Genomic DNA, 20,929 nt, shown 5'->3' on the forward strand with positions numbered 1-20,929 from the left:
AGCCGCCCGGGCGGCCTCCACAGGACCCCGGGCGAGCCGTGCGACGCGGCCGGTCAGGACTCGTCGTCGGGACGCCGGCCGGCCAGGAACCGCTCCAGCTCGGCCGCGAGGACGTCGGCCGAGGGCACCTCGCCGTCCTGGTCGGTGAGCGGCGACGGGAGAGGGTTGCCCTCCATGTAGGTGTCGTGCCGTTCTTCGAGGGTGGAGACGAGACGGGAGAGCTCGTGGTTGCCGTGCACCTGCTCGTCGACCTTGGCCAGGAAGTCGCGGCCCTCGGACCGGAGCCGGTCGGTGGGGAAGATGAGGCCCGTCGCGGCGCTGATGCTCGAGAGCGCCGTGACGGCCGCGTCGGGGAACTCGGTGTCGGAGAGGTAGTGCGGCACGAGCAGCACGAAGCCCGCCGTCGGGTGCCCGGAGTCGCCGAGGCGCTGCTCGACGAGGTGCAGGGCGTTCGCGGGGGCCTGGGTCACCGGACGCCAGACGGAGAGCGACTCGACGAGGTCAGAGCGGTTGCCGCTGACCGTGACGCCGATGGGCCTGGTGTGCGGCACGGGCATGGGGATGGCGTGGACCCACGTGGTGGTCGACACGCGGTACCGCTCGACGAGCTGCACCACGGCCGCGGTGAAGCGCTGCCACTGGAAGTCGGGCTCGAAGCCCGACAGCAGCAGGAACGGCTGCCCGACGTCGTCGGTCACGAGGTGCAGCGACAGGGTGGCCGTCGCGACCTCGGAGATGTGGTCCTGGTCGAAGGTGAAGACGGGGCGTCGCGCCCGGTAGTCGAGCAGCTCGTCGGCGTCGAAGGAGGCGAGCAGCCGGTGGTCGAGCTCGCCGACGAGGAACTCGGCCAGCTGGCCGACCGCCCCTCCGGCGTCGGTCGAGCCGGTCAGCCCGGCGACCAGGGGCAGCCCCTCGGGGACGTCGGAGGCGTCGGGGGCGAGGTCGTAGAGTCCGGCGGGGTCGTGCATGCCCCAAGCCTAGGCAACGCCCCCGACGCCCGCCGACGGCGGCCGCATGCCCTGAGCGAACACCCGCACTGGCTACGATCGGTGCATGACCGAGCTCTTCCTGTCCACCACCCGCACCCCCGCCGCCGAGGTCGAGGCCGACGTCCTCGTGGTCGGCGTCCTCTCCGGGGCCGACGGTCCCTCGGTCACCCGCGACGTCCCCGGCCTGCCCGCCGACCTGGCGGTGCTCGGGGTGACCGGCGCCCGTGACGAGCTCGTGCGCCTCCCCGGCGCGGGCGCCGCGGCCGTCACCGCCCTCGTCGGCCTCGGCGGCTCCGTCGACGCCGAGTCGCTGCGCTACGCCGCGGGCGCGGCCGTCCGCCAGCTGACCGGCGTCGACCGGGTCGTGCTCGACCTCCCCGTCTCGACCGAGGCCGAGGCGCTGGCCGTCCTCGAGGGCGCGGGCCTCGCCTCCTACGAGTTCGACGCGTTCCGCGGCTCGTCGGCCTCCGAGTCGCGTCGCCACGCGCGCACCCTGGTCCTCTCCACCGAGCTCGACGTCGAGGAGGCGACGGTCGCGCAGGCGGCCGTGGTCGCCCAGGCGGTCCACACCGTCCGGGACCTCGCCAACACGCCCCCGCAGCAGATGTTCCCGCAGGCCCTCGCCGACCGGGCGGTCGAGCTCGCCGCCGACCTCCCGCTCGACGTGACGGTCCTCGCCGAGGACGAGCTGCGCGAGGGCGGCTTTGGCGGCATCCTCGGCGTCGGCCAGGGATCGAGCCGCGGGCCGCGCCTGGTCAAGGTCGCCTACGCCCCCGCCGGGGCCTCGAAGCACCTCGCCCTGGTCGGCAAGGGCATCACCTACGACACCGGCGGCCTCTCCCTGAAGCCCGCGGGCAGCATGCTCGGCATGAAGGACGACATGACCGGCGCGGCCACCGTGCTGGCCGTCGTGGTCGCCGCCGCCCGTCTCGAGCTGCCCGTGCGGCTCACGGCGTGGCTCTGCGTCGCCGAGAACATGCCCAGCGGCACGGCGATCCGCCCGGACGACGTCCTCACCATCCGCGGCGGCACCACCGTCGAGGTGACCAACACCGACGCCGAGGGCCGGCTCGTGATGGCCGACGGCCTCGTCGCGGCCAGCGAGGAGCAGCCCGACGCCGTCGTCGACGTGGCCACGCTCACCGGCGCCCAGGTCGTCGCGCTGGGCACCCGCACCGTCGGGGTCATGGGCAACGACGACCTCGCCACGCGCGTGGTCGAGCTCGCCGACCTCGCCGGCGAGGCCGCGTGGCGCATGCCCCTCCCGGGCGAGCTGCGCAGCCGCCTGTCGTCGGACGTCGCCGACCTGGTCAACGCGACGCCCGGCAACACCGCCGCGGGGATGCTCCTCGCCGGCGTCTTCCTCTCCGAGTTCGTCGGCGAGCAGGAGGGGACGGGGCGGCCCCTCCCCTGGGCCCACCTGGACATCGCGGGCCCGTCGAACAACAAGGGCGGCGGCTGGGGCTTCACCGGCAAGGGGTCGACCGGCGTTTCCGTGAGAACCCTGCTAGAGCTGGCCCGCGACTTTTCGGCCGCGTAGTAGGGTCGAGGAGGCGGGAGTGACCCGCCGAGATCGGTCCCCCGGGCGACGCCGCCTCCTCCTCACCGAGGTGGACGCGGACGCGACGCCGACGTCACCACGACGGCGCCTCCTCGCCTCGGCGGGTACCTCCGAACGCACGAGGGAGTTGCTGGGTGTCGGAACAGAATTTTGACCTGGTGGTGCTCGGCGGCGGCAGCGGCGGATACGCCGCCGCCCTGCGGGCCACCGAGCTGGGGCTGAGCGTCGCGCTCGTCGAGAAGGACAAGCTCGGGGGCACCTGCCTCCACCGGGGCTGCATCCCGACCAAGGCCCTGCTCCACTCGGCCGAGGTCGCCGACGTGTCCCGCGAGTCGGCCAAGTACGGCGTCTCCGCCGACTTCCACGGCATCGACGTCCCGGCCGTCACGGCGTACCGCGAGGGCGTCGTCGCCAGCAAGTACAAGGGCCTGCAGGGCCTCGTCAAGGCCCGCGGCATCACCGTCGTCGACGGCGAGGGCCGGCTCACGTCGCCCACGACGGTCCAGGTCGGCGACACGACGCTCACCGCCAAGAACGTCGTCCTCGCCACGGGCTCGTACTCGCGCAGCCTCCCCGGCCTCGAGATCGGCGGCCGGGTCATCACCAGCGAGGCCGCGCTCGCCCTCGACCACGTCCCCGAGCGGGTCGCCATCCTCGGCGGCGGCGTCATCGGCGTCGAGTTCGCCAGCGTCTGGAAGTCCTTCGGCGCCGACGTCACCATCGTCGAGGCCCTCCCCCACCTCGTCCCCAACGAGGAGGAGTCGATCTCGAAGCAGTTCGAGCGGGCGTTCCGCAAGCGCGGCATCGGCTTCTCGCTCGGCGTCCGGTTCCAGGGCGTGACCCAGGACGAGAACGGCGTCGTCGTCACCCTGGAGGACGGCAAGACCATCGAGGCCGACCTGCTGCTCGTCGCCGTCGGCCGCGGCCCGTCGACCCAGGGCCTGGGCTTCGAAGAGGTGGGCGTGACGGTCGACCGCGGCTTCGTCATCACCGACGAGCGCCTGCACACGAGCGTCCCCGGCGTCTTCGCCATCGGCGACATCGTCCCCGGCCTCCAGCTGGCGCACCGGAGCTTCCAGCACGGCATCTTCGTCGCCGAGGAGATCGCCGGCCTGGCGCCCCAGGTCATCGAGGACACCAACATCCCGAAGGTGACCTACTCCGACCCCGAGGTCGCGTCCGTCGGCCTCACCGAGGCCAAGGCCGTCGAGAAGCACGGTGCCGACAAGGTGACGAGCTACGACTACAACCTCGCGGGCAACGGCAAGAGCCACATCATCGGCACCAGCGGCTCCGTCAAGGTCGTCCGCGTGGTCGACGGCCCCGTGGTCGGCGTGCACATGATCGGCGCCCGCGTCGGCGAGCTCATCGGCGAGGCCCAGCTCGCCGTGAACTGGGAGGCCTACCCGGAGGACGTCGCGCCCCTGGTCCACGCCCATCCCACGCAGAACGAGGCGCTCGGCGAGGCGATGCTGGCCCTGGCCGGCAAGCCCCTCCACGCCATGTAGGCAGCACCCCGGGGGCCGTGCTCGCCGAGCACGGGAGCACGGCCCCCCCGGACCTCGGTCCGCCCACAGCACCACCCGATCACATCCGCAGCACACACAGACACACCATGTCGTCAAAGGAGTCCCCCGCATGAGCGAATCCGTCAACCTCCCGGCACTCGGAGAGAGTGTCACCGAGGGCACGGTCACCCGCTGGCTGAAGAACGTCGGCGACCGGGTCGAGGTCGACGAGCCCCTGCTCGAGGTCTCGACCGACAAGGTCGACACGGAGATCCCGTCGCCCGTCGCCGGCGTCGTCGAGGAGATCCTCGTGCCCGAGGACGAGACCGTCGAGGTCGGGACCCCCCTGGTGCGCATCGGCGACGGCAGCGCTCAGGGCGGCGACTCCGCCGACGGAGCACCGCAGGAGCAGCAGGCCGAGGCGTCCGCCGAGGGCCAGCAGGACGACGCGGACGACGCCGTCGTCGCCTCGTCCGCCGCGCCCGCGCCCGGCGAGGACGCCGACGCCGAGGCACCGGCCCCTGCCGAGGACGTCGACCCGGCGCCCGCCGCCGAGCAGCCTGCGCCCCCGGCGCCGGCAGCTGCGGCGCCCGCCGCCGCCGCTCCCCCTGCCGCGGCTCCGCCCGCGGCCGCTCCCGCCCAGGCGCAGGCGGCCCCGGCCGCCGCGGCGCCCGCCGCAGCCGCGCCTGCGGCCTCGGCCGCCCCGACGACCGCGTCGACCTCCGAGTCGTCCGCTCCCACGGGCTACGTCACGCCGCTCGTCCGCAAGCTCGCCAACGAGAAGGGCGTCGACATCTCGACGCTGACCGGGAGCGGCGTCGGCGGGCGCATCCGCAAGGAGGACGTCCTCGCCGCGGCCGAGGCTGCAGCGTCGACCACGTCCGCCCCGGCCTCCTCGTCGGCGACCCCCGTCGAGGTCTCGCCCCTGCGCGGCACCACCGTGCCGATGACCCGTCTGCGCAAGGTCGTCGCCGAGCGCGCCGTCCAGTCCATGCAGGCGATGGCCCAGCTGACCAGCGTGGTCGAGGTCGACGTCACGGCCGTCGCGACGTTCCGCGACGCCCACAAGGCCGCGTTCCTCGAGAAGACCGGCAACAAGCTGTCGTTCCTGCCGTTCTTCACGCTGGCCGCCGCCGAGGCGCTCAAGGCGCACCCGAAGCTGAACGCGACCGTCGACGGCGACTCGATCGTCTACCCGGACCACGAGAACGTCAGCATGGCCGTCGACACCGAACGCGGTCTGCTCACCCCGGTCATCAAGGACGCCTCCGAGCTCGACCTCGCCGGCATCGCCGCCCAGATCGCCGACCTGGCGCAGCGCACGCGCGACAACAAGCTCAAGCCCGACGAGCTGGCCGGCGGCACGTTCACCGTCACGAACACGGGTTCGCGCGGGGCGCTCTTCGACACCCCCGTCGTCTTCCTGCCCCAGGTCGCGATCCTCGGCACGGGCATCGTCGTCAAGCGTCCCGTGGTGGTCTCGGCCGGCGGGACCGACGCGATCGCCGTGCGGTCGATGGTCTACCTGGCCCTGTCGTACGACCACCGCATCGTCGACGGCGCCGACGCCGCGCGCTTCCTCGTCGCGGTCAAGGACCGCCTCGAGGGCGGCGACTTCGCCGGCGTGCTCGGCATCTGACCCTCCGCGTCACCGCGTCACCACCTCTCTGAGGCGCCAACCGGCCTCGGTCCTCGTCACGAGGACCGAGGCCGGTCCGTCGTCCACGGTGCTGCAGTCGAGCAGGACGCTCTCGCCGAGCCGCTGGACCTCGGCGACCACGTGCACGGGCAAGGCGAGCTCGGCCGTGACGGAGGGGTCGTCGAGCACACGGGCGTCGTCGAGGGCGACGGGCGAGCCCGCCTGGTCGACGGCCGCGAGGCACGATCTCGAGGGCTCGCGCAGGCACGCGACCCTCGCGGTGAGCAGGATCTCCGTCGCCGCCTGCGCATCGTCGCCCCGCACGGTGTCCGTCGCCTCGTCCCTCGACGTCGTGACCGGAGCCAGGGCCGACGCGTCCGAACCGCGCTCGGAGGCGACGGGCGTGGGGACCCTCGTGTCGGTCGACGCGGCGTCGGTCCCGCCCTCGGCAGCCTCCGAGGGCTCGGCGGACCGGGCTGACCGTGCGGACTCCGGCGGCGAGCCCGTCGGCAGGAGCACCAGACCGCCGACGACCGACAGCGACACCAGGCCCCCGAGCACCCAGAAGCGGGCCCGGACCTGTCGCACGCGGTCCCGCCAGGGCAGCGTCCGCGCCGCGTCCCACCAGTCCGCCAGGAGGTCCGCCACCGCCGACTCGGGCAGGACGGCGGTCCACCCCGCCCGCGGCGGCGGGACCGGGGGCGGCTGCCACGCGACCCGCACCTCCTCGGCCGGGTCCGCGCCGTCGGCGATCGTGGGCAGCGGCACGGCCCGCGCCAGGTCGTGCACCCGCTCGACGAGCTCGTCGAGGCTCGCGCCGTCGAGGGCCGTGCCGTCGACGCCCACCAGCCGCTCCCGGTCGGCCGTGGTCAGGTGCCGGGCGACGGCGAGCACGTACGACCGCGCCGTGCCCGACGCCACGTCGCGGCCGGGCCCGGGGCCGGGCCGGAGGTCGCCGCCCACGAGGACCGGAGCCCCGCGGTCGTCGAGCTCGACGTGCTCGAGGCCGACCGACGAGGGCACCGGTCCCCGTCGGGCCAGGTGCGCCAGGGCGGCGAGCACCGGCAGCAGGACGGTCACCGCCTCGCCCGTCGGGAGCGTCCCCCGACGGCGGAGCCAGGAGCCGAGCGACTCCCGGGCCGGCCCCGGGGTCACCAGCACCACCTCGCCGTCGTCGTCCGTCAGCACGTCGACGGGGCGCACGAGGTGCTCGTGGGCCGACCCGGCGAGGCCTGCGACGAGGCCGGCGGCCCGCTCGTGCCGGTCGCCGCCCTCGACGGCCGGCCGCCGGAGCACGACCCTGCCCCCGTCGGGACCGGTCGCCTCGGCCGTGCCGGCAGCGCCCGGCGGCCAGGACGAGCCGGGGGCGAGCACGTACGGGCCGACGGCGGAGCTGGTCATGCGGCCATGGTGACCGGGTCCGGCGTGCCGCACCGCCCCTCCTCGGGGTCCTGGGGACGGGCGACGCCGCCCCCGGCTCCGGGGAGGGCCCACGGACGCCGCGAGACCCCGTATCCTGGTCGACATGGCACGACGCACGTCACCGGAGAACACGTCCCCGAAGCCGCCCAAGGAACCGGGCCGCTTCTCGCAGATGTGGCAGGTGTTCACGATGACCCGCCGCGTCGACAAGTCGGCGCTGCCGCTGATGCTGCTGGCGCTGCTGCTGCCGATCGCGGCCGGCGTGCTGGCCGGCGTGTTCCTCACCGGCGGCAACGTCCTCGCGCTCGTGCTCTACATCGTCGTCGGCGTCATGCTCGGCGTCCTGCTGCTGCTGCTCGTGCTCGGCCGCAAGGCAGAGCGCGCCGCCTACTCGCAGATCGAGGGGCAGCCCGGCGCGGTCGGCGCCGTGATGAAGAGCGGCCTGCGTCGCTCGTGGCGCGCCGCCGAGATGCCCGTCGCCGTGCAGGCCCGCACGCAGGCGGCGGTCTACCGGGCCGTCGGCAAGGGCGGCGTCGTCCTGATCGGCGAGGGCTCGGCCACGCAGACCAAGCGGCTCGTCGACGAGGAGCGCCGCAAGGTCGCCCGCATCCTGCCCAACGTGCCCATCACGGTGCTGCACGTGGGCCCCGACGCCGACGCCGTGCCGCTGCACAAGGTCGCGGGCCGCATGAACAAGATCAAGTCGTCCCTCAACCGCAACGAGGTGCTCGCCGTCAGCAACCGCCTGCAGTCGCTCGGCAAGAACGGCCTGCCCATCCCCAAGGGCGTCGACCCCTTCAAGATGCGCGCGGGTCGACCGCGCTGAGCGCTGTCGCCCGATGACGGAGGCGCCCGTCCCCTCGAGGGGGACGGGCGCCTCCGTGCGTGGTGCGGTCGTGCCTCAGACCCGCACGAGCAGGGTCCCCGCCCCGCGGTCGTGCAGGCCGCGCTGGTCCTGGTCCCAGATGACGGCGGGCACGACGAGGGCGAGCAGCACGGTGCGGACGAGCGGGCGCCAGACGCCGAGTCGGCCGCCGGCCATCGGCACGAGGCGCATGCCGAGCGCGAGGTGCCCGACCGTGCCGCCGAGCGTGACGAGCGCCAGGGCCTGCACCAGCGCGAAGACCAGCGTGATGGCGAGGCCGCGGCCGTCGAAGAAGGCGAAGGCGACGACGTAGGCCAGGGCCCAGTCGATCGACACACCGGCGACGCGCCGCCCGACGCGGGCGACGGAGCGCGGCCCCGTGCGCGGCAGTCCGAGCCGCTGCCCGGGCCAGTCCTGGCGGGGACCCGGGCCGCCGTCGGAGGGGTCGGACGGGAGACGGGATCGGTCGTCGGGCATGGGACGAGCCTATCGACGCGGCACCCGTAACATCTCTGAAACAATGGGGACACCGCGACGAAACGGGTCCCCCCTAGCGTCGTGGGAGGCTGCGACCGGCAGTCTGACCGCTCAGAGCCCATTGGAGAGACACCTAGATGTTCACCGATTCTTCCGAGGTGCTGAAGTTCATCACGGACACCGACGTCAAGTTCCTCGACATCCGGTTCACGGACCTCCCCGGCGTCCAGCAGCACTTCAACATCCCCGCGTCCACCGTCGACGAGGAGTTCTTCTCCGTCGGCCAGCTCTTCGACGGCTCCTCGATCCGCGGCTTCGCCTCCATCCACGAGTCGGACATGCAGCTCATCCCCGACGTCACCACCGGCTACGTCGACCCGTTCCGCGCCGAGCGCACGCTCGTGCTCGTCTTCGACATCTTCAACCCGCGCAACGGCGAGCTCTACAGCCGCGACCCGCGCCAGGTGGCCAAGAAGGCCGAGAAGTACCTCGCCTCGACCGGCATCGCCGACACGGCGTTCTTCGCCCCCGAGGCCGAGTTCTACATCTTCGACGACGTGCGCTACGAGGTGAAGCAGAACGCCAGCTTCTACAGCGTCGACAGCGAGGAGGGCGCCTGGAACACCGGTCGCGTCGAGGAGGGCGGCAACCTCGCCAACAAGACCGCCTACAAGGGCGGCTACTTCCCCGTGAGCCCGGTCGACAAGACGGCCGACCTGCGCGACGACATCAGCCTCAAGCTGATCGACTCGGGCCTCGAGCTCGAGCGCGCGCACCACGAGGTGGGCACCGGCGGCCAGCAGGAGATCAACTACAAGTTCGACACGATGGTCCACGCGGCCGACGACATCCTCAAGTTCAAGTACATCGTCAAGAACACCGCCGAGCAGTGGGGCAAGGTCGCGACCTTCATGCCCAAGCCGCTCTTCGGCGACAACGGCTCGGGCATGCACACGCACCAGTCGCTGTGGAACGACGGCAAGCCCCTCTTCTACGACGAGAACGGCTACGGCGGCCTGTCCGACCTCGCCCGCTGGTACATCGGCGGCCTGCTCAAGCACGCCCCCGCCGTGCTGGCGTTCACCAACCCGTCGATCAACTCGTACCACCGTCTGATCCCCGGCTTCGAGGCCCCCGTCAACCTGGTCTACTCGGCCGGCAACCGCTCGGCTGCCATCCGCATCCCGATCACGGGCACGAACCCCAAGGCCAAGCGCATCGAGTTCCGCGTGCCGGACGCCGCGTCGAACCCGTACCTCGCGTTCGCCGCGCAGCTCATGGCCGGCCTCGACGGCATCCAGAACCGCATCGAGCCGCACGAGCCCGTCGACAAGGACCTCTACGAGCTCCCCCCCGAGGAGGCGAAGGGCATCCCCCAGGTGCCGGCGTCGCTCGAGGGCGCCCTCGACGCGCTCGAGGCCGACCACGAGTTCCTCACCAAGGGAAACGTCTTCACCGAGGACCTCATCGAGACCTGGATCGCGTACAAGCGCGAGAAGGAGATCCTGCCGATGGCCCAGCGCCCGCACCCGTTCGAGTTCGAGCTCTACTTCGGCGTCTAGCCGCTGCCGACCCGGTCGATCGACGGAAGGCCCGCACCCCTCGGGGTGCGGGCCTTCCGCCGTGCCGGGCGTGCCGTCTAGGCCGGGACGCTGCTCGGGGTGAGCACGCGACGCTGAGCCGGGACGCGGCGGCCGCCCAGGGGGCGCACCTCCCAGCCCGCGCTCGACCACACCTCGGCGTCGAGCGCGTTCCGCGCGTCGATGACGACGGGGTTCGCCGCCAGCTCGGCGAGGGCGGAGGGCTCGGCGCCGACGAACTCGGGCCACTCGGTGAGCAGCAGCACGGCGTCGGCGTCGGCCACCGCCTCCTCGATCGTGTCGGCGAACGAGAGCGTCGGGAAGCTGCGCTGGGCCGTCTGCGTCGCCTCGGGGTCGACCACGAGCACCTGGGCGCCGCGCAGGTGCAGCGCGGCCGCCACGTTCAGGGCGGGCGAGTCGCGGACGTCGTCGGTGTGCGGCTTGAACGCCGCCCCGAGGACGGCCACGCGCCGGTTGAGGACGGAGCCGCCGCAGGCGTCGATCGCCTGGTCGATGACGCGCTGCCGCTGAGCCATGTTGATCTCGTCGACCTGCTGCATGAGGCCGACGGCCCGGTGCGCGCCGAGCTCGTTCGCCCGGTACATGAGCGCACGGATGTCCTTCGGCAGGCAGCCGCCGCCGAAGCCGAGGCCGGCGTTGAGGAACTTCCGGCCGATGCGGTCGTCGAAGCCCAGGGCGTCCGCGAGCGTCGACACGTTCGCCCCCGCGGCCTCGCACAGCTCGCTGACGGCGTTGATGAACGAGATCTTCGTCGCGAGGAACGCGTTCGCGCTCACCTTGACGAGCTCGGCGGTGGGCAGGTCGCACGAGATGACGGGCGTGCCCGTGGCGATCGGCTCGGCGTACACCTCGCGCAGGATCGCCTCGCTGCGCACGTCCGTGCCGCCGAAGACGATCCGGTCGGGACGGAGCGTGTCCTCCACCGCGTGGCCCTCGCGCAGGAACTCGGGGTTCCAGACGACGTCGGCCGAGACGCCGTCGGGGAGCACCCCGGCGACGATCTCCCGGAGGCGCGCGGCCGTGCCGACCGGCACGGTCGACTTGCCGACGATGAGGCCGTCGTGGCTGAGCGACCGGGCGACCGCCCGGGTCGCCTCCTCGACGTAGGTGAGGTTGGCCGCGTGGCTCCCCCGACGCTGCGGGGTGCCGACGCAGATGAAGTGCACGTCGCTGAGGGCCACGGCCTCGGCGATGTCGGTCGTGAAGACCAGTCGGCCCGACTCGACGTGCCGCAGGATGAGCTCGGGCAGCCCGGGCTCGAAGAACGGCACCCGGCCCTGGCTGAGGGCCTCGACCTTCGCCGGGTCGGTGTCGACGCCGACGACGTCGAAGCCCATCTCGGCCATGGCCGCGGCGTGCGTGGCGCCGAGGTAGCCCGTGCCGATGACGCTGATGCGGGGCCGGGTCGAGGCCGGCCTCGTCGTGTCGCCGGTCGAGCGGGGGTCGGTGCCGAGGTCGTCGGCGTGGTCGGTGGTGTCGCTCATGATGCGCTCCTCGTGATCGGGGGTGCTGCCGTGGGGGATGCTGCCGTGGGGGGTGCCGCCGCAGGGCGGGCCAGGACGGCTGGGATCTGGTGACGGGGCGAGGCGGCGGCCCCGGTCACGGCGAGGACCTCAGGGCGAAGCCCGTGTCGGTCCTGGCGATCCCCGTGCGGAAGGCCTCGAGGGAGTCGCGCCGCGACACGATCCGCCAGTCGTTGGTCAGGTACGAGCCGCTCGACACGGTGGTGGCCGTCAGGTTGAACCAGGAGAACCCGACGATGTCGTCGTTCTCCGGCAGGGCCAGCTCGTCGAAGAGCGAGTCGATCCAGCGTGGCTTCTGGGCCTGCCCCGTCGTGCCGAGCTCGGCCGCGCCCATCTCGGCGAGGACGATCGGCTTCGTCGTGATCTGCCGCAGCTGGTCGAGGGTCTTGCCGAACGTGCCCCGGAAGTCGCCGCTCTGCGGCGTCTCCGGGCTGTTGCGCAGGTAGCCCGTCATGCCGACCCAGTCCACGTAGTCGTCTCCCGGGTACAGGCTCGCCGTGTACTCGAGGCTGCGGTTCTTCGTCGGCACGCCCTCGACCCGGGTCGGCGCCCACACCCAGGCCACGAGCTCGTTCGCGCCGCGGGCCTCGAAGAGGTCGTGGACGTGCTGCCACATCTGCACGTACTCGGTCTTCTCGTTGCCGTTGACCCCCTCCGCCCAGGGGTACCAGTTGCCGTTCATCTCATGGTCGAGGCGGATGGCCATCGGCAGGCCGTTGGCGACGAGCGCGTCGGCCCACCGCGTCAGGTAGGCGTCGAAGTCGCCGTCGATGATCTTGCTCAGCTCGTAGTCCGGGTCGACCACCGCGTCGTTGCCGGCCGCGATGGGGCGAGACTCCCAGGTGAGGAACGGCAGGTCGCCCTTCGCCCACGACCGGTTGACGGCCGTCGCGTTGAACTCCTGGTCGAAGCCCTGGAAGTAGCCGGCCATGTTCGGCTGCGCGCCGACTTTGGTGCTGACGTCGTCGAACTCGGACCAGCTGAAGGGGGACTGCGTCGTGTAGAGGCCGAAGTACCGCGACTCGGGCGAGACGATCTCGGCGAGGGACGGGGCCTGGATCGGCACCGGACCCGTCGCGCCGCCGCCGGAGCCGCCGCCGGAACCGCCGCCGGTGCCGTCGCCGTCGCCAGCACCGGCACCGCCGCCGGAGCCCTGGCCGCCGCCGCCGTTCCCGGCACCTGCGTCGCCCGACGTCCCGGGCGACACCGCCGCCGAGCCGCCTCCCCCGCCACCGGTGCCGGAGCCGCCGGCGGCCGACGAGCCGGCGCCCCCGCCGGTCGCGGAGCCGCCCCCGCCGCCGGTCGCGGCCTCGGCGTCGCGCAGCGCGTCCTGCGCCGACGCGAGGCGGGCCTGGGCGTCGGTCAGCTGCCCCTCCGACGTCCACGCCTGCTGCTGCACGTCGGCGAGCTGGGTCTTGCTCTCGGCCAGCTGCTCCTTGGCGGCGACGAGCTGGTCGAGCAGCGCCGACCGGTCCTGCTTCAGGGTCGCGACCTGGGCGGGCGAGGCGCCCACCACCTCCTGCACCGCGGTGCGGACGGGGTTCTCGGTGGGCGAGATCCAGATCAGCCACGAGATCATGGCCAGCAGGACGACCGTGGCCGTCGCGCCGAGTGCGGTGCGGCGGGCGTTGCCGTGGGACGAGGCCCACCAGGCTCCCGACTGCACGTGCAGCGGGGCGACGAAGGTCTGCGGCGACTCAGACAATGAACAGCACCTCCAGGGTGATGATGAGGGCACCGATCAGGTACGGGAACCCGGCTTTGGGGTTGAGGCGACGACGAGGAGGCGCGACCGCGGCGACGGGGGCCGATGCGGCCGCGTAGGCGGTCGCCGACGAGGTCGTGACGGTGTCGTCGGCGGGCGTGGCGTCGACCGTGGTCTCGGCACGGTGGCTCCGCACGAGCACCACGCCGGAGTCCTGGGCCCGGACGGTCGTGGCGTCCGAGGTCGGCCCGACCGGGGTCGTCGAGGGGCCGACGTCGAACAGGGCGTCCACGCCCGGGTCGGTCTCGTCGTCGAACTCCCGCTCGAGCACGCGCAGCGAGTCGTCCCCCGTCGCCTCGTGCGCCATCTGCTGCGCGGCGTCGTCGGCGGCTCCCCCGGCGTAGGCACCCGCCCGGGTGCCCCAGCCGCTCGCGTGGCCCATGCGGAAGAAGCCGATGACGCGGATGGGCATGAGGAAGAACGTCGACACGATGATGAAGACGGGCAGCCGGAAGAAGTCCGAGGGCTTCTCGGCGAGGTGGCGCATCTGACGGATGGCCATGCTCAGCACGGAGGACAGCACCATGAGCACCACGATGCTGACCATCCCGGTCGAGACGCCGTACTCGGCCAGGATCCCGCGGTAGAGGTTGATCCCCTGACCCGTGATGCCCCGGTAGATCCAGCCGCCGATCACGCCCATGAGCAGGAACGGGAGGATGATGTCCATCGCGAAGAAGAACGCGAGCAGGGGGGCGTGCCCGAGCATCCACGGCATCATGCGGAAGGTGTTGTACTGGCTGCCGCGAGCCCAGCGGAGCTGCTGCTTGAAGAGCTTCTTCACCTGCAGCGGGGCGTCCGTGTAGACCAGGCTGGTGTGCTGGTACACGGTGCGGTAGCCCTCCTTCAGCGTGAGGTTCGTCAGGGTGCGGTCGTCGCTGACCTCGAGGAACACCCCCATGAACTTCTCCGTCATGAAGCGGTCCATGACCCGGACGAGGATGTCGCGCCGGAACGCGATGGTCCGGCCCGGCAGGCAGCCGATCTGGCCCAGGACGCTCTGCGCGGGCATCGAGTACAGCGCCCGCGAGTTCTCGAGCCAGTCAGCCCAGCGCGTGATCCAGCTGCGCTCCGGCTCGAGGATGCGCTGGCGGGTCGTCACGCCGCCCACGTTCTCGTGGGCGAAGGGACGGACCAGCTCGGAGAGCGTGCCGGGCGTCCAGACGGTGTCCGAGTCGACGAGCACGGTGATGTCGCCCCGGCTGAGCTCGGTGCCGATCATGACCGCGTTGCGCTTGCCCGGGATGGGGGTGTGCACCCAGCGCACGAGCGGCGCGTACTCCTCGCAGACCGCGGCGAGCTCGGGGTTCGGCGCACCGTTGATGACCACGATGATCTCGCCCGGCCGCTGCTCGACCATGCGGCCGATGACGTCGCGGAACAGGTCGAGGGGCTCGTCGACCACCGGTACGACCACGCTCGTCGAGCCGGTGAACTCGCCCGTGAAGGGCCGGTAGCGGCGCGACAGCAGCACCTTGATGATCCAGAGGATCCAGATGAACGCCGAGTAGACCGCGAACAGGTACAGCTCGGCGTGGCCGCCTGCCATCGATCGGATCTGGAGGATGAAAGTCAACACGAGGGCCGCCTCACGGGGGTGGGAAAGGGAAGATTCCGCGTCGTCGAGGAAAGGGGGTCTGTCGGGTCGGTGCAATCTTGAGGCGATCTGGAGGTCGCTCACAACGGGTCACCCGGACGGGGGCAGGCGAGCTCGCCGAGGGGTACACGGGTGTCCTCCGTTCGGTGTCGCACGAAATGCCGACAGACCGAGGAGGCGCGGCGACGGCGGTCCGACCGGTCACGGATGGTCGTCAGCCTCTGGACGCGGACCCCGGCTGCTACCTGAGGAATATGCCGGTCACACCGTGAGTGCTGCGCCCGGGAAGGAGCACGTGCCCCGACCCGCAGGCGCTCGCCCTGCGACCGGCCACCGACCCGACGACCACCTGGTGGTCACGGCGCCGAAACACGCCCGTCACGCACCCCGGGGTACATGCCTCTTATTCGGGGTACGACAAAATCACCCGTGACCGATTCGGGCATCACCCGCCGGGTGATGTCGTCCCGGGCGTGTCGGGCGCGGGGAGGCCCCGGTCACGCCCTGGGACGCAGGGTCAGGCGGTGGGCTCGGGCGCCTCGTCGAGACCGTAGAAGCCCCGCTCGAAGACGGCCCGGGCCCGACGGGTGACGGCGAGGTAGTCCTCCTCGAGCCGGGTGGCCGAGCCGGGCGGGTACTCCATCAGACGCGCCACGCCCTCCAGCTGGCGGCGGTCGCTCGGGAGGACGTCGGAGGTGCGCGACGTCCACAGGACGACGGCGGAGCGGGCACGCGAGGCCATCAACCAGGCGTCGTGCAGCTTGGTCGCGTCGTCGGGGTCGACGAGCCCGGCGGTCGTCGCGGCCGCCAGGGCGTCGAGGGTCGAGGTCGTCCGGAGGCCGGGGACCCGGTGCGCGTGCTGGAGCTGGAGGAGCTGGACGAACCACTCCACGTCGCTGAGCGACCCGCGGCCGAGCTTCAGGTGCCGCGACGGCTCGGCGCCCTTCGGGAGCCGTTCCGCCTCGACGCGGGCCTTGATGCGCTTGACCTCGCGCACCTCCTGCTCCGACAGCGCCGTCGGGTAGCGGACCTCGTCCGCGAGGGTCGTGAAGTCCGCGCCGAGCGCCTCGTCGCCGGCGACGACCCGTGCGCGCAGCAGCGACTGCGCCTCCCACGTCAGCGACCACCGCGCGTAGTAGGCGCGGTACGAGGCGAGCGACCTCGTGACCGGCCCGTTGCCGCCCTCGGGGCGCAGGCCCGTGTCGAGGTCGAGGGGCACCAGGGCGTCCGACGTGAGCCGGCCCATCTCGGCCACCACGCCGGCCGCTCGTCGCTGCGCGGTGTCGTCGCCCTCGACGCCGCGGTGCACGAACAGGACGTCGGCGTCGGACCCGAAGCCCAGCTCGCGCCCCCCGTAGCGCCCCATGGCGACGACCGCCATCTCGACGTCCGGAACGTCCCTCCGGGCCAGGGCGAGCGCGCCCGTGATGGCCGCCGTCGTGACGTCGGTGAGGCCCCGGGCGAGCTGGTCGATGGAGACGAGCCCGAGGATGCCCGCGATGGCCAGCCGGAGGATCTCGCGTCGGCGCGCCTGCCTCAGCACGCCGGCCGCCCCCTCCTTCGACTCGTGCCTGCCCACCGTCGCGCGCGTCTCGTCGAGCAGGCTGGACAGCGTCCTCGGCTGCAGCTCGGCGTCGGACTCGAACCAGGCCGCCGCCTCCGGCGTCCGGTCGAGCAGGTCGGCGACGAACGTCGACGACGACAGCACGGTCGTGAGCCGGTGGGCGGCCCCCGACGAGTCCCGCAGCATGCGGAGGAACCAGTACGACTCGCCCAGGCCGTCGCTCAGGCGGCGGAACGCGAGCAGCCCCAGGTCGGGGTCGGTGCCGTCGGCGAACCACTGCAGCATGGCGGGCAGCAGGTGCCGCTGGATGCTCGCGCGGCGGGAGACTCCCCCGGTGAGCGCGGCGATGTGCCCGAGCGCGCCGCGGGGGTCGGCGAAGCCGATGGCGGCGAGCCGGGCGGCGGCCTGGTCGCTGCTGAGCGCCAGGTCCTCCTCGGGCCGGGCGGCGACGGCGGAGAGCAGGGGCCGGTAGAAGAGCCGCTCGTGCAGGGTGCGGACACGTCGCTTGACGGCGTGCCAGGTCTCGACGAGGCCGCCCCCCGACGTCGCCAGCCCGGTCGAGCGGGCCAGCACGCGCAGCGCGTTCTCGTCGGTCGGCATGAGGTGGGTGCGGCGCAGCCGGGTCAGCTGGACGCGGTGCTCGAGCACGCGCAGCACGCGGTAGTCGCGGTCGAACTCCGCCGCCTCGACGCGGCCGACGTAGCCGCGCCGGGCGAGCGCCGCCAGGGCGTCGAGCGTGCTCCGCTGCCGGACGCCGTCGTCGGCCTGGCCGTGCACGAGCTGGAGCAGCTGGATGGTGAACTCGACGTCGCGGAGCCCGCCGGGCCCGAGCTTGAGCTGCCGGTCGACCTCGTCGGCGGGCAGGAGGGCGGTGACCCGCTCGCGCATGGCCTGCACCGACTCGACGAAGGCCTCGCGCTGTGCCGCCGACCAGACGAACGGCGCGATGCGCTCGACGTAGCGCTCTCCGAGGTCGGCGTCGCCCGCCAGCGGGCGCGCCTTGAGCAGGGCCTGGAACTCCCACCCCTTCGCCCAGCGCTCGTAGTAGGCGACGTGGGACTCGAGGGTGCGCACCAGGGCGCCGTCCTTGCCCTCGGGCCGCAGGGCCGAGTCGACCTCCCAGAGCTCGGGCTCCGTGGCGAGGTCGGTGATCGTGCGGACCGTGTGCACGGCGAGGCGGGTGCCGATCTCGACGGCGCGCCCGTTCTCGAGGTCGTCGGCGCCCTCGGCGACCCAGACCACGTCGACGTCGCTGAGGTAGTTCAGCTCGCGCGCACCGGCCTTGCCCATGCCGATGACGGCGAGCCGGGTGCGGGCCACGTCGTCGGCGGGGAACGGCACCTCGCGCCGGGCCACGTCGAGCGCGGCGTGCAGGGCGGCGCCCGCGAGGTCGGCGAGGGCAGCGGCGACGACGGGCAGCGCCTCGACGGGGTCGGGGCGGGCGAGGTCCCAGGAGGCGATGCGGAGCAGGTGACGGCGGTAGCCCACACGGAGCGCGACCCGCGCCTGCTCGTCCACGAGACCGGCCACGTCGGCCGTCAGGTCGTCGACGTACTCCTGCCCGGACAGGGGCGAGGGCGCGGGCTCGGCGAGCAGCCCCAGCTCGGCCGGACGCCGCACGAGGAACTCGGCCAGCCCGGACGACGACCCCAGCAGCCGCAGCAGCCGTTCGCCGGCGCCGTGCTCCAGGAGCGACGCCACGCCCTCCGGCGACCGCTCGACGAGCCGCTCGAGGTGCAGCAGCGCCTCGTCGGGGTCGGGGCTGCGAGCGAAGGAGGCGACGGCCGACGCGAGGGACGGGGTCGCCTCGACGAGACGGTCGAGCCGGTCCCGCGCCGTGCCCAGCTCGGCGAACCCGAGCCGCGCCAGGTCGGACAGCGCTGTCGCGGCTCGGGGCATGACGGTGCCGGCTGCTAGAGGATCTCGAGGTTGGAGCGCAGCTCGAACGGCGTGACCTGGGCGCGGTAGGACTTCCACTCCTGGCGCTTGTTGAGCAGCACGTAGTTGAAGACCTGCTCGCCCAGGGTCTCGGCGACGAGCTCGCTGTCCTCCATGATCGAGAGGGCGTGGTCGAGGCTCGCGGGCAGCTGCTTGTAGCCGAGGGCGCGACGCTCGGCGTCGCTCATGCCCCAGACGTTGTCCTCGGCCTCTGCGGGGAGCTCGTAGCCCTCCTCGATGCCCTTGAGGCCGGCGGCAAGCATCAGCGAGAACGCCAGGTACGGGTTCGCGGCGGAGTCGATCGCGCGGTACTCGACGCGGCTCGAGTTGCCCTTGTTCGGCTTGTAGAGCGGCACGCGCACGAGGGCCGACCGGTTGTTGTGGCCCCAGGTGACGAAGCTGGGGGCCTCGTCCCCGCCCCAGAGGCGCTTGTAGCTGTTGACGAACTGGTTCGTGACCGCCGTGATCTCGGGCGCGTGGCGCAGGAGCCCGGCGATGAACTGGCGTCCGATCCGCGAGAGCTGGTACTCGGCGCCCGCCTCGTAGAAGGCGTTGCCGTCGCCCTCGAAGAGCGACATGTGGGTGTGCATGCCGGAGCCGGGGTGCTGGCTGAAGGGCTTGGGCATGAACGTGGCGTACACGCCCTGCTCGATCGCGACCTCCTTGATGACCGTGCGGAACGTCATGATGTTGTCCGCGGTCGTCAGCGCGTCGGCGTAGCGCAGGTCGATCTCGTTCTGGCCGGGGCCGGCCTCGTGGTGGCTGAACTCGACCGAGATGCCCAGGTCCTCGAGCATGCGCACGGACCGGCGACGGAAGTCGTGCGCCGTGCCGCCGGGCACGTTGTCGAAGTAGCCCGCCGAGTCGACGGGCTGCGGGCCGTCGGGGCCGCCCTGGGCGTCCTTGAGCAGGTAGAACTCGACCTCGGGGTGCGTGTAGAAGGTGAAGCCGCGTTCGCCGGCCCGGGCCAGCGTCCGCTTGAGCACGTTGCGCGGGTCGGCGACGGCGGGCTGGCCGTCCGGCGTCGTGATGTCGCAGAACATGCGGGCGGTGGGGTCGATCTCGCCGCGCCACGGGAGGATCTGGAAGGTCGTCGGGTCGGGCTGCGCGAGCACGTCGGCCTCGTACGACCGGGTCAGGCCCTCGATGGCCGAGCCGTCGAAGCCGATGCCCTCGGCGAAGGCGCCCTCGACCTCGGCTGGCGCGATGGCGACCGACTTCAGGGTGCCGATCACGTCGGTGAACCAGAGCCGGATGAACTTGATGCCGCGCTCTTCGATCGTCCGGAGGACGAAGTCCCTCTGCTTGTCCATCGACAGCCTTTCTGCTCAGCACCGAGGCTAGTGGACGTCAGTCGTCGGCGGCGTCCTCGGCGTCGAGGCGGGCGTTGCGCTCCTGGATGATCCGGATCGCGTCGGCGGCCTCCTCGCGCGTGGCGTACGGGCCGGCACGGTCGACCGCGGGCGACACCTTGCCCTCCTCGACCTCGTGCGTGCGGGTGTTGAACCAGAACTCAGCAGTCATGCGAGCAGGCTAGCCCCGCCTGCCCGGCGACCGCCGCGTGGCCCGGCGAGGCCGCCCTCCCCCTAAGCTGGACGGCATGCCCCGGGACCCTGACGGATCACTGACCCCGGGCCGGGTGTCCGCACTCCGCCCGGTCCCTTCGTCCATCGCCCGACCCGAGTACGTCGGCAAGGCGGCGCCGGCGCCCTACTCCGGCGGCGACGTCTACGACAGCGCCACGGTCGAGCTGATCCGCGAGAGCGGACGCATCGCCTCGCAGGCGATCGACGCCGTCGAGGCCGCCATCCGCCCGGGCGTGACGACCGACGAGCTCGACCGCGTGGCGCACGAGTTCCTCGTGGCGCACGAGGCCTACCCGTCGACCCTCGGGTACCGCGGCTTCCCGAAGTCGGTCTGCACCTCGGTCAACGAGGTCATCTGCCACGGCATCCCGGACGACACCGTCCTCGTCGAGGGCGACCTCGTCAACATCGACGTGACGGCGTTCAAGCACGGAGTGCACGGCGACCTCAACCGCACCGTGGTGGTGGGCGAGGCGGCCCAGGCGACCATCGACCTCGTCGACCGGACGCGCGAGGCCCTGCGACGGGGCATCAAGGCGGTCGCGCCCGGCCGCGAGGTCAACGTCATCGGCCGCGCGATCCAGTCGTACGCCGCGCGCTTCGGCTACGGCGTCGTGCGCGACTACACCGGCCACGGCGTGGGCCGCGCGTTCCACTCCGGCCTCGTCATCCCCCACTACGACGCCCCCCAGTTCGACGACGTCATGGTGCCCGGGATGGTCTTCACCATCGAGCCCATGCTGACCCTCGGCGGCGTCGAGGCGGACATCTGGGCCGACGGGTGGACGGTCACGACCCGTGACAAGTCCCTCACGGCCCAGTTCGAGCACACCCTCGTCGTCACCGAGCGCGGTGCCGACGTCCTCACCCTCAGTTGACGACGAGCAGCACCAG

15 protein-coding genes are annotated in these 20,929 nt (G+C 72.5%); 6 read left to right on the top strand and 9 right to left on the bottom strand.

Annotated elements, in window-relative coordinates; translation table 11 throughout:
• Positions 1-53 precede the first annotated feature (53 nt).
• Positions 54-968, bottom strand: a complete 915-nt coding sequence (locus FHR78_RS01405) for a proteasome assembly chaperone family protein (RefSeq protein WP_166758735.1) — start codon at positions 966-968, stop codon at positions 54-56.
• Positions 969-1,053: 85 nt separating this feature from the next.
• On the opposite strand from FHR78_RS01405, the gene FHR78_RS01410 reads away from it, so the two are divergent.
• The 3 genes from FHR78_RS01410 to sucB all read left to right on the top strand — a co-directional run bounded on the left by FHR78_RS01410 (position 1,054) and on the right by sucB (position 5,697).
• The gene (locus FHR78_RS01410; protein ID WP_166758736.1) at positions 1,054-2,529 is read left to right on the top strand and encodes a leucyl aminopeptidase; all 1,476 of its coding nucleotides are present in this window, start codon (positions 1,054-1,056) and stop codon (positions 2,527-2,529) included.
• Between the two features lie 155 nt (positions 2,530-2,684).
• A complete protein-coding gene (gene lpdA, locus FHR78_RS01415; protein ID WP_166758737.1) occupies positions 2,685-4,058 on the top strand; it encodes a dihydrolipoyl dehydrogenase in 1,374 nt (457 codons plus the stop codon).
• A 130-nt stretch (positions 4,059-4,188) separates the two neighbouring features.
• The gene (gene sucB, locus FHR78_RS01420) at positions 4,189-5,697 is read left to right on the top strand and encodes a 2-oxoglutarate dehydrogenase, E2 component, dihydrolipoamide succinyltransferase (RefSeq protein WP_166758738.1); all 1,509 of its coding nucleotides are present in this window, start codon (positions 4,189-4,191) and stop codon (positions 5,695-5,697) included.
• A gap of 9 nt (positions 5,698-5,706) precedes the next feature.
• Here the strand turns inward: sucB and FHR78_RS01425 are convergent, their stop codons facing one another.
• Positions 5,707-7,098 carry a hypothetical protein gene (locus tag FHR78_RS01425; protein WP_166758739.1) on the bottom strand — a complete coding sequence of 464 codons (1,392 nt, stop codon included), beginning with the start codon at positions 7,096-7,098 and terminating at the stop codon, positions 5,707-5,709.
• 124 nt (positions 7,099-7,222) lie between these two features.
• Here FHR78_RS01425 and FHR78_RS01430 point away from each other — a divergent pair, with 124 nt between their 5' ends.
• Positions 7,223-7,945 carry a DUF4191 family protein gene (locus FHR78_RS01430; protein ID WP_166758740.1) on the top strand — a complete coding sequence of 241 codons (723 nt, stop codon included), beginning with the start codon at positions 7,223-7,225 and terminating at the stop codon, positions 7,943-7,945.
• 75 nt (positions 7,946-8,020) lie between these two features.
• Here FHR78_RS01430 and FHR78_RS01435 read toward each other — a convergent pair whose 3' ends face one another.
• Positions 8,021-8,461 carry an RDD family protein gene (locus FHR78_RS01435; RefSeq protein ID WP_208392739.1) on the bottom strand — a complete coding sequence of 147 codons (441 nt, stop codon included), beginning with the start codon at positions 8,459-8,461 and terminating at the stop codon, positions 8,021-8,023.
• Between the two features lie 137 nt (positions 8,462-8,598).
• Here FHR78_RS01435 and glnA point away from each other — a divergent pair, with 137 nt between their 5' ends.
• Entirely contained in the window at positions 8,599-10,023 is a 1,425-nt protein-coding gene (gene glnA / locus FHR78_RS01440; protein ID WP_166758741.1) for a type I glutamate--ammonia ligase, read from the top strand.
• A 77-nt stretch (positions 10,024-10,100) separates the two neighbouring features.
• On the opposite strand, the gene FHR78_RS01445 is transcribed toward glnA, so the two are convergent.
• From FHR78_RS01445 to FHR78_RS01470, 6 genes are all read right to left on the bottom strand, one after another.
• Positions 10,101-11,546, bottom strand: coding sequence for a UDP-glucose dehydrogenase family protein (locus tag FHR78_RS01445; protein WP_166758742.1), 1,446 nt, complete (start codon positions 11,544-11,546; stop codon positions 10,101-10,103).
• A gap of 115 nt (positions 11,547-11,661) precedes the next feature.
• Complete coding sequence (locus FHR78_RS01450) at positions 11,662-13,290, bottom strand: glycosyl hydrolase (RefSeq protein WP_243861997.1); 1,629 nt, start codon at positions 13,288-13,290, stop codon at positions 11,662-11,664.
• Positions 13,283-14,929 carry a glycosyltransferase gene (locus FHR78_RS01455; RefSeq protein ID WP_166758743.1) on the bottom strand — a complete coding sequence of 549 codons (1,647 nt, stop codon included), beginning with the start codon at positions 14,927-14,929 and terminating at the stop codon, positions 13,283-13,285. The genes FHR78_RS01450 and FHR78_RS01455 overlap by 8 nt, the downstream gene beginning before the upstream one ends.
• 535 nt (positions 14,930-15,464) lie before the next feature.
• Positions 15,465-18,410, bottom strand: a complete 2,946-nt coding sequence (locus tag FHR78_RS01460) for a bifunctional [glutamine synthetase] adenylyltransferase/[glutamine synthetase]-adenylyl-L-tyrosine phosphorylase (protein WP_166758744.1) — start codon at positions 18,408-18,410, stop codon at positions 15,465-15,467.
• Between the two features lie 14 nt (positions 18,411-18,424).
• Complete coding sequence (locus FHR78_RS01465; RefSeq protein WP_123546050.1) at positions 18,425-19,762, bottom strand: glutamine synthetase family protein; 1,338 nt, start codon at positions 19,760-19,762, stop codon at positions 18,425-18,427.
• Positions 19,763-19,799: 37 nt separating this feature from the next.
• Positions 19,800-19,973, bottom strand: a complete 174-nt coding sequence (locus FHR78_RS01470) for an SPOR domain-containing protein (protein ID WP_166758745.1) — start codon at positions 19,971-19,973, stop codon at positions 19,800-19,802.
• 76 nt (positions 19,974-20,049) lie between these two features.
• On the opposite strand from FHR78_RS01470, the gene map reads away from it, so the two are divergent.
• Positions 20,050-20,913, top strand: a complete 864-nt coding sequence (gene map / locus FHR78_RS01475; RefSeq protein WP_166758746.1) for a type I methionyl aminopeptidase — start codon at positions 20,050-20,052, stop codon at positions 20,911-20,913.
• Positions 20,914-20,929: the final 16 nt, after the last annotated feature.

This window comes from Frigoribacterium faeni, from assembly GCF_011761235.1.
GTDB lineage: Bacteria > Actinomycetota > Actinomycetes > Actinomycetales > Microbacteriaceae > Frigoribacterium > Frigoribacterium faeni_A.